The sequence below is a fragment of the Roseovarius sp. ZX-A-9 genome (genome assembly GCF_028369135.1).
GTDB lineage: Bacteria > Pseudomonadota > Alphaproteobacteria > Rhodobacterales > Rhodobacteraceae > Roseovarius.
This window is the reverse complement of the sequence record NZ_JAPWHW010000005.1, coordinates 133,610-143,665: the sequence shown is the minus strand read 5'-3', so window position 1 is coordinate 143,665 and position 10,056 is coordinate 133,610. Positions and strand designations below refer to the sequence as shown.

General features: G+C 64.0%; 5 protein-coding genes. All 5 read left to right on the top strand.

Annotated features, from left to right (window positions below; translation table 11 throughout):
• The first annotated feature begins 3 nt into the window (after positions 1–3).
• Positions 4–1,506, top strand: a complete 1,503-nt coding sequence (locus O3306_RS06845) for an oligosaccharide flippase family protein (protein ID WP_272004878.1) — start codon at positions 4–6, stop codon at positions 1,504–1,506.
• Between the two features lie 324 nt (positions 1,507–1,830).
• The gene (locus O3306_RS06840) at positions 1,831–3,669 is read left to right on the top strand and encodes an autotransporter assembly complex protein TamA (protein ID WP_272004876.1); all 1,839 of its coding nucleotides are present in this window, start codon (positions 1,831–1,833) and stop codon (positions 3,667–3,669) included.
• Positions 3,666–7,448 carry a translocation/assembly module TamB domain-containing protein gene (locus tag O3306_RS06835; RefSeq protein ID WP_272004874.1) on the top strand — a complete coding sequence of 1,261 codons (3,783 nt, stop codon included), beginning with the start codon at positions 3,666–3,668 and terminating at the stop codon, positions 7,446–7,448. The genes O3306_RS06840 and O3306_RS06835 overlap by 4 nt, the downstream gene beginning before the upstream one ends.
• A 72-nt stretch (positions 7,449–7,520) precedes the next feature.
• A complete protein-coding gene (locus O3306_RS06830) occupies positions 7,521–8,342 on the top strand; it encodes a carbon-nitrogen hydrolase family protein (protein ID WP_272004872.1) in 822 nt (273 codons plus the stop codon).
• Positions 8,339–9,994, top strand: a complete 1,656-nt coding sequence (locus O3306_RS06825; RefSeq protein WP_272004870.1) for a flavin monoamine oxidase family protein — start codon at positions 8,339–8,341, stop codon at positions 9,992–9,994. The genes O3306_RS06830 and O3306_RS06825 overlap by 4 nt, the downstream gene beginning before the upstream one ends.
• Positions 9,995–10,056 lie beyond the last annotated feature (62 nt).

Genomic DNA, 10,056 nt, shown 5'->3' with positions numbered 1-10,056 from the left:
CCGGTGCAAAACGAAACGCCTTCGGGCAGTGCATCCCGCGCGGCGCTGCGCGCGTTGACCATCATCGGCAGCGCCTCGGTGTTACGTATCCTGATCGGTATTGTCCGGCTCAAGATCATCGCGGCGCTGCTGGGGCCGACGGGGGTCGGGCTGTTCGGGCTGTTTACCAATCTGCAAGGAACGGTCGCGTCGGTTGCGGGGCTCGGGCTGAACTTTGGCGGGGTCCGCCAGATGGCGCTGGCGAAGGATGATCCCCTGCGCCTGTCGAACGCCCGCACTGCACTGTTCATCGGTAATCTGTTGCTTGGCCTGATTGCCGTGCCGGCGGCATTCTTCGCCCGCGAATGGCTGGCTGAGCTGATTTTTCAGAATCCGGGACGCGCATGGGAATGCGGGCTGATCGGTATCGGCGTCTTGCTGGCGTTGATGGCCGGATCGCAGGCGGCGGTGCTTCAGGCACTTGGGTTTATCAAGCCACTCGCCTGGCTGAGCGTGATCGAAATCACGCTTGCGACCGGGATAGGCACGCTGATCTTGCTGGAGTGGCGCCTTGGGGGGGTCATTGCGCTGGTCTTGCTGACGCCTGCGCTTAACTTCCTGATCGGGTTGGTGCTGGTGGCCCGCAACGCCGCTGTCGACGTGGCGCCGCGGTGGGCGGCACTGCCGGGTCAATGGCGCGAGACGGTGTCGATTTCGCTCGCTCACATGGCCGGAACCAGCGTCGCACTTCTGACGGTGACCTTTGTCCTGGCGGTGACCGGGTATTATCGCGGCACGGCCGATGTGGGACGGTTGCAGGCCGTGTTGTCGATTTCGGGGCTTTCAACCAGCTTTCTCATCGCGGCGATGCAGACTGATTACTATCCCCGGTTGGTGAAATCTGCTGCCAACGTTGCCGAAACGAACGCTTTGGTGAACGCGCAGGCCCGGCTGGGCCTGCTGGTCAGTGGCCCGTTGCTGATCGGGTTGGCGGGGACGGCTGAATGGATCCTGCCCTTGCTCTTTTCTGCCGAGTTTGCACCGGTCGCGACGCTCATGGGGTGGTGGCTGATGTCGGATATCCTGCTGATACCTGCCAGGGTGGTTGGTTTCCTGATGGTCGCCCACCAGAACAGCAAGGCCTATTTCACAACCCAGTTTCTGGCCAACCTTGCCTTTGCCTTGGTGGTGTCCGGCCTGCTCGGGCTGGAATTCGGGCTGGCATCGCTGGCCATTGGCAAGATCGCGATGACGGCAATTCTGCTGGCGCTGGCGACGGGGTTGGCCAGACGGCATCACGGCTTTCGGTGGTCGGGCAGGGTTGTCACCTTGGCGGTCCTGTTCATGGCGATCATCGCGGCGCTGCGTATCCTTGCCGTGCTGTGGCCCGGTGCGGCCATCGTTCCTGGCGTGTTGGCCGCGGTCCTGTGCGGGGTTTACAGCCTTCGCTGCCTGTCTCGGATGGCTGATGGCGGCATTGCTGCCCGGCTGGGGTTTCTGCGCATGGGCCGCCGGACCCGCAAATGAGCACAAATAGCCCAACTGTTCGGGGCGTCATGCGTTGCGCAGTCGAGGCGGGGTGAGTTGTCAGGCCGTCGGCGTCGAAAGTCGGGAACTTTTCAGGTTCCGGGCGGTTGGAACATCCTGACCTTTGCGTATGGCGACAGGAGAATTCAGCAATTTCCCGTGTTTCGGGCGGCCGGGCGCTGCCATGCTCGGAAAGTCGCTGATTTAAGGGGCCGGGGGCATATGGGTGGTTTGAAATACCTGTGCGAAGTCCTAGACTTTGCTGCTACGACAATAGCGCGACGTTGTGGGTAATCCAATGTCGCAATCAAGGGGCAATCGCCCATGGCCGAAGAGGCGGAACAGGACCGAACCGTGGCTGAACGACGCCGAAATTCCCTGTTTTCCTTGCTGCTTCTGGCAGCGTTCGCCGGTGTGCCGTCGGCCGCTCTGGCGCTTGAGGTGCAGATACCCACGCCCCGCGACAATCCGGCCCTGAACGAGACTTTGGGCGCCGCGTCGCTGCTGATGGCAATGCAGCCGCGCACGGACCTTGCGGCACAGGATATCGTCGCCGCTGCGCGGGCTGATTATCAACGGTTGCTGACCACGCTCTATGAACAGGCGTATTATTCGCCGGTGATCAGCATCACGCTGGACGGTCGCGAAGCGGCGGATCTGTCGCCCGTCGCGCCGCTGGGGGATGTGAAGCGTGCGGTGATCCGGGTGCAGCCCGGCCCGCTGTTTCGGTTTGGCGATCTGCGCATGGCACCGCTGGCGCCGGGCACGCGCTTGCCCGAAGGATTCGCAAAGGGTCAGGTGGCCGGTGTTGATGTGCTGAGAGACACCGCCGAGGCGGGCGTGGACAACTGGCGGGCCGTCGGGCATGCCAAGGCCGCGATTGGGGCACAGCAGATCACCGCGCGCCACGACCGCGCCCGTATCGACGCGGCGATCGCGCTGGAGCCTGGCCCGTTGTTGCGTTTCGGTGATCTGCTGGTCACCGGAAACGACAAAGTGCGTACCAAACGGATCAAGGAAATCGCGGGGCTGCCGAAAGGTGAGGTTTATTCACCCAAGACGCTGGAGCGCGCCACCGAACGGCTGCGGCGAAGCGGTGCATTCAATGTTGCGACTCTGCGCGAGGCCGATGAGGTCGGGCCGGGCGATACGCTGGATATCACCGCGCAGATCACCGAGGCGCCACCGCGCCGGTTCAGCTTTGGTGCGGAACTGTCGTCGCTTGAAGGGCTGGGGCTTTCCACGATGTGGATGCATCGCAATATCTTTGGCGGGGCAGAGCGGTTGCGGCTGGATGGCGAGGTCACCGGGATTGGCGGTGACAGCGGCGGGATCGATTACCGGCTTGGCGCGCGGTTCGAGCGGCCTGCAACGTTTGATTCCGATATGGATTTCTTCCTGGGTTTCGAGTTCGAAGAACTGGACGAACCATCGTTTTCTGCCACCACCTTCGCGCTGGAGAGCGGGATCGTGCACCATGCGTCGGAGCATCGCGAGTTTTCTTACGGGGTGGGCTATCGGGTCTCGGACACGGTGGATGTGTTCGGGACGGGATCCTATTCGATTTTCACGCTGCCGTTGAGCGCGCGCTACGATTACCGCGATGACAAGCTCAACGCGAAATCGGGCTATTTTGCCGAGGCCAGCATGACTCCGTTCGTCAATCTGTCTGGCACCGATGACGGGATGCGCAGCAAGCTTGACCTGCGCGGCTATTACAGTGTCGGGCCGGAAAAGCGGGTGACACTTGCAGCGCGTGGGCAGGTCGGGTCGCTGGTCGGCCCCAACCTGGCGGACGCGCCTGCGGATTTCCTTTATTACTCGGGCGGCGGCGGCACGGTGCGCGGGCAGGGCTACCAGTCGCTGGGCGTGGATTTGGGCGGCGGCAGCATCAGCGGCGGCCGGTCGTTCTTGGGGCTGTCGGGGGAATTGCGGGTTCAAACCACCGAAAAGATCAGCCTCGTGGGGTTCTACGACACCGGCTATATCGGCGCCGAGGGGTTCCCCGATGGCAGTTCCGGCAAGTGGCATAGCGGCGCGGGCATCGGTGCGCGCTATGACACCGGGATCGGTCCGGTGCGGCTGGATGTGGCCGTCCCGGTCAGCGGGCCGGGCAGCAATTCGGGCTTTGAAATCTATATCGGCATAGGACAGGCATTTTGAGCTGGCTTCGCTTCATACTGGTCGCGCTGGTCCTGTGCCTGCCAGCCGTCGTGACGGCGCAGGACAGTGCCGACGACAAGGGGTATCTGACGCGCCTGTTGCAGGACAGTCTGGGCGGCGAGGGGCGCGTGGTCGATATCACCGGGTTTCGCGGCGCATTGAGCAGCGAGGCGACCATCGACAAGGTGACCGTGGCGGACAAGGACGGCATCTGGCTGACCCTGACCGATCTTACCTTGCAATGGACGCGTTCGGCGCTGTTGCGTGGCGAGCTCGACGTGCAGACCCTGAGCGCCAAGAAGATCGTGCTGTCCCGCGCCCCCAAGGAAAAGAACGACGGTCTGCCCGCCCCCGAGGCAGAGCCGTTTTCGCTGCCGGAACTTCCGGTGTCGATCAAGCTCGACACGCTCAAGGTGGACGAGATCATCATTGGTGCGCCGCTGTTGGGCGAGGAACTGCGGCTGTCACTCAAGGCTTCAGCGATGCTGGCGGGCGGCGACGCATCGGTGGACCTGTCGGCCCGCAGGCTGGACGACAAGCGGGGCACGTTCAATTTCAAGGCGAAGTTCGCAGAGGCCAGCCAGATGCTGAACCTCGATCTGGCGTTGAGCGAGGCAGCAGGGGGGATCGCGTCGCGGCTGCTCGACCTGCCGGGACGCCCCAGCGTTGATCTGATCGTTGCAGGCGAGGGGCCGCTGGATGATTTCGCCTCTGACATCGAGCTGAAATCCGACGGTGAAAAGCGCCTGTCGGGTCAGGTCATCCTGAGCGCGGTCAAGGCCCGGGCAGGTGGTGACGACCCTGCACGCCAATTCTCGGCCAATCTGGGCGGGGATGTGACCGCCCTGCTTGCGCCGAAATATCGCCCTTTCTTTGGGGATGACGTCATCATGCGCGTGGCCGGGCAGCGCGAGCCGGACGGCGCGCTGACGCTGAGCGATCTGCGGCTTACGGCGCAGGAAGTGTCATTGACCGGGGCGCTTGCGCTCAATGCCGAACAGTGGCCGACGCAGATCGCGCTGGAGATCGAACTGGGCGGACGCGGGGCTACAGTGCTGCCGATCCCCGGCCCGCAGACCAAAGTGGGCCACGCGGCGTTGAACATCACCTACGCGGCAGATCGGTCGAACGCGTGGACTGCGCGCTTTGACGTGTCGGAACTGGCGCGCGCGGGCATCGGCATTGGCACGTTGCAACTGGCCGCAGGCGGGGTGCTGGAGGGCGACGTGGGCACATTGGGGCGCGTGACCGCCGATGTGCGCTTTGCCGCCGAGGAGCTGAGTTTGGCCGATCCGGCGTTGGCCGAGGCGGTGGGGCCCAATCTGGTGGGCACGTTCAGCATGTCCTATCTTGAGGGCGAGTTGCTGAAGCTGACCGGTCTTGACCTGCGCAGTGCATCGGCGCAACTGACTGGCGCGGCGGATATTGACGCGCTGCAAAGCGGTTTCAAAACCGATCTGGAAGCCGAGCTGACCACCAGTGACTTGTCCAAGTTCTCGCGCCTGGTCGAACAGCCGTTGAGCGGCGCGGCCAAGCTTGGTCTGAACGGCACCGTAGCGCTGGGCGGGCAGTTCGATCTGTCCATCATCGGCACCGCCACCGATCTGGGTGTGGGGCAGGCGCAGGCAGATACGCTGCTGCGGGGCAAGACCGCGTTGAACATCACGGCACGGCGCGGAACCGAGGGCACCGTGCTGGAACGTGCCGAGATCGTGAACGAGCAAGTTGCCCTTTCGGCGACGGGTCGATTCGCCACCGACGATTCCGAGGCATCCTATGCGCTGCGTCTGGCCGAGTTTGGCGAGATCGAGCCACGCCTGCCCGGTCCACTGACGGTCCATGGCAAGGCGGTGCAGGATGCTGTCGGTTGGCGCGTCGATCTGACGGCGTCAGGGCCGCTTGAAGCGCGCGCCAAGATCGCAGGGCTGGTGACCGGCCCCGATGCGCGCATCCGCTTTGATGCGGGGGTGCCGGATATCAACCCGCTCGTTCCGGCCTATTCCGGTGCCGTGGCGTTGAATGGCACGCTGGGGCAATCGCCCGAGGGATGGCTGATCGACACGGAACTGCGCGGGCCTTACGGGCTGACGGGAGAGGTCGAAGGGCGTGTGACGGGCAAGGAGCCGAACTTCTACTTTGACGCGCGGCTGCCGGATGTGCGCCCGCTTGTGCCCGGCTATTCCGGTCCGCTTGCCGCCACCGGTACGCTGGAGGAAACATCGGATGGCTGGCAGGTTGATACGGATATCTCCGGGCCCTACGGGCTGACCGCGGATGTCGAAGGAACCGTGACAGGGGCCGCGCCTGCGTTCCGGTATACCGCGCGCTTGCCGGATATCCGTCCCTTCGTGCCGGAAATTGCCGGTGTGCTCACGCTCGACGGCACTGCACAGCAGACCGGCGAAGGGTGGACTATCGACACGGCACTGGCAGGGCCGGGCGGCACCAATGCCAGGGTCGCGGGCACCATCGCGAGCGGTGAGCAGATGAACCTGACCGCAAGCGGGTCGGTGCCGCTGGGCCTGAGCGAGCCTTTCCTGCGCCCGCGCAGCTTGCAGGGACAGGCGACCTTCGACCTGGCGCTGAATGGTGCGCCGGGGCTTGGCGCGCTGTCGGGCACGATTAGCACCAGCGGCGCGCGCTTTTCTGCACCCTTGTTGCTGATCGCACTCACCGGGATCGATGCGCGCGCCGAGATTGCCGGCGGGCGCGCTGACCTGTCGCTTAGCGCCAATGTCGCGAATGGTGGCCGCCTGTCGGTCAGCGGCCCGGTGCAGTTGACCGGGGCAATGCCCGCCGATCTGCGCGTGTCACTGGCCGAGGTGGTGGTGACGGATTCGCTGATCTATCACACGCGGGTGTCGGGCGCTCTGGATGTCAACGGCCCGCTGCAGGGTGGGGCACGCATCGCCGGGCGGTTGAGCCTGGGCAAGACCAGCATCAGCATTCCCTCGACCGGGATCACCAGCTTTGGCTCTTTGCCGCCGATCACCCATGTGAACGTGCCCGCCGCCGCGCGCCAGACCCAGCAGCGCGCCGGTGTCGGGTCGGGCGCTGGCGGCGAGGAGGGGCGCCCCGGGCCGGTCTATCCTCTTGATGTGACGATCTCGGCCCCATCGCGCATTTTTGTGCGCGGGCGCGGGATAGACGCGGAACTGGGGGGAGAACTGCGGCTGACCGGGACCACGGCGGACATCATTTCGGCCGGGCGTTTCGATCTTGTCCGAGGGCGGCTCGACGTTCTGGAAAAGCGGTTCAATCTGGACGAGGGCCGGGTGTTGCTGCAAGGGGATTTCGACCCCTACCTGATGTTCGTCGCCCGAACAGACACGGGCAACGGTACGGCCAGCGTGACCATCGAAGGCCCGGCATCTTCTCCCGAGGTCAGTTTCAGCTCGGTGCCCGATGCGCCACAGGACGAGGTGCTGTCGCAGATCTTCTTTCGCCGCGACCTGACGGAACTGTCGCCGTTGCAGGCGGCGCAACTGGCCAGTGCTGTCGCGACGCTTGCGGGCAAGGGGGGCGAGGGCGTTGTCAGCCGGTTGCGGCGCAAGATCGGGGTGGATGATCTGGACGTCACATCGGACGAGGACGGCAATACCGGGCTGCGCGTGGGAAAATATATCTCTGACAATGTCTATACGGATGTCACCACCTCCAGCGGTGGTGGTGGTGCGATTTCGCTGAATATCGATCTCAGCAAATCCGTGACAGCGCGTGGCTCGGTCGACAGTGAGAACGAAAGCAAGCTGGGCATCTTTTTCCAGAAGGATTACTGACCCCGGCCCAGACATCTATGGCAGCGCCGCGTATCGCGTGGCATTCTGAGCCAAAGAAAGAGAGTCGTGTGCATGAAAATCGCCCTGCTGCAATGCCCGCCCCCCGCTGCTGATCCTGCTGCCGGTCTGGACCGGATCGACGGCGCGGCCCGTGACGCCGCCGCGCGCGGTGCGGCGCTGCTGGTCACGCCCGAGATGGCCGTGACGGGCTATGCGATCGGGGCCGACACCGTGCGCAAACTGGCCGAGCCTGCGACCGGCGCTTATCACAAGGCTGTTGCTGATATGTGCCGCAAACACGGTCTTGCCATCGCCTACGGCTATCCCGAGCGCGGCACGGATGACGATCAGGGCGGTGCGATCTACAACAGCGCCCAGTTGGTGGATGCCTCCGGGCAGATGCGGATCAATTACCGCAAGACGCATCTGTTTGGCGATGTGGACCGTGCGCAGTTCCTACCCGGCGCGGCGCTGTCGCCGGTTGTTGCGCTGGGCGACATGCGCGTTGCACTGGCCATCTGTTACGACATTGAATTCCCCGAACTGGTGCGCGCCCATGCGCTGGCCGGAGCCGATCTGGTAATCGCGCCCACGGCCAATATGGTGCCGTTCGACAGCGTTTGCAGCCGCATCGTACCGGCGCGGGCCGAAGAGAACGGCATCGGCATGGTCTATGCCAATTTCGTGGGTTCTGAGGGTGAATTCACCTATTGCGGCGCGTCTTGCATCGTGGATGCGGGCGGTCGCGATCTGGCGCGAGCCGGCGCCACGGACACCGCATTGCTGATCGGTGATTTCGTTGGCAGACATGCGCCGGAGGGGGCGCATCTGACAGACAGGCGCCCCGATTTATACGCCGCGCTGACGGCCCCCAACACTGGAGGAGAGACATGAGCGACACGCCCATCACCGCATTTGGCCCGGATTTCACCTTTGCTTTCGACGATTGGCTTGCCCATCCCGATGGCTTGGGACAGATCCCTGCCGACCAGTTCGGGCAGGAGGTCGCGGTGATCGGCGCGGGCATGGCCGGGGTGGTGACTGCCTATGAGTTGATGAAGCTGGGGCTGAAGCCGGTCATCTACGAATCCGGCAAGTTCGGCGGCCGCCTGCGGTCTGAGCTGTTTGAAGGCACCGAAGACGTGATTGCGGAACTGGGCGGTATGCGCTTTCCGATCTCGTCCACGGGGTTTTATCACTACGTGGACAAGATGGGCATCGACTCGCGCCCGTTCCCCAACCCGCTGAGTGCGGCGGCAGGATCAACCGTCATCGATCTGGAGGGCAAGCCGCTCTATGCCGAGAGCCTGGACGATCTGCCGCCGCTCTTTCGCGAAGTGGCTGAGGCCTACGATCAGGCACTGGAGGATGGCGCGCGGTTCTCGGACCTTCAGGCGGCGATCCGGCGCCGCGATGCGGCCGGGGTCAAGGAAATATGGAACCCGATCGTCAAGGGCTGGGACGAGCGCAGCTTCTACGATTTCGTCGCGCAATCCGATGCGTTCAAGAAGCTCAGCTTCCGGCATCGCGAAGTCTTTGGCCAGGTTGGCTTTGGCACCGGCGGCTGGGACAGCGATTTTCCCAACTCGATGCTGGAAATCCTGCGGGTGAACGCGCTGCGTCTGGACGACGATCAGCGATACATGGTCGGCGGGGTCGAGAGCGTGCCGCGCGGGTTGTGGTCGCATGCGCCCGAGCGGATCGTGCATTGGCCGCGTGGCACCACATTGGAGAGCCTGCACAGTGGTGCGCCGCTGCCCGGCGTGATCCGTATCCACCGCGATGGTGACGGAGATTTCGCCGTTACAGACCGATGGAAGCGTACCAAGCACTACGGTGCCGTGGTCGCCACCTGCCAGAGCTGGCTGCTGACAACCGCGATGGATGTGGAAGAGCGCCTGCTGAGTCAGGACATGTGGATGGCGCTGGACCGCACGCGCTACATGCAATCGTCCAAGACCTTCGTGATGGTGGATCGCCCGTTCTGGCGTGACCGCGATCCGAAAACGGGGCGCGAGACCATGAGCGTCACCCTGACCGATCGGATGACGCGGGGCACCTACCTGTTCGAGAACGGGCCAGACAAGCCGGGCGTGATCTGCCTGACCTATTCATGGATGTCCGACGCGCTGAAAATGGCGCCTCTGCCGGTTGAGCAGCGGGTCGATCTGGCATTGGCGGCGCTGTCGAAGATCTATCCGGAGGTGGATATCGGCAAGCATATCATCGGCAATCCGATCACCGTCAGTTGGGAGAACGACCCGAATTTCCTCGGTGCGTTCAAGGGCGCGTTGCCCGGCCATTACCGCTATAACCACCGGATGTACGGCCATTTCATGCAGGACGACATGCCGCCCGAACAGCGCGGGCTCTTTCTGGCCGGGGATGGGATCAGCTGGACGCCGGCCTGGGTCGAGGGCGCGGTGCAGACGGCGCTGAACGCGGTCTGGGGCGTGATGCATCATTATGGCGGGCGGGCGCATCCGGGGAACCCCGGGCCGGGCGAAGCCTATCCAGAGATGGGGCCGATTGATCTGGGGGATTGAGGCGCCACAAGAGGAGCACGCAACACCCTATGGTGACTAACTTTTTACGTTTGTGATTCGAC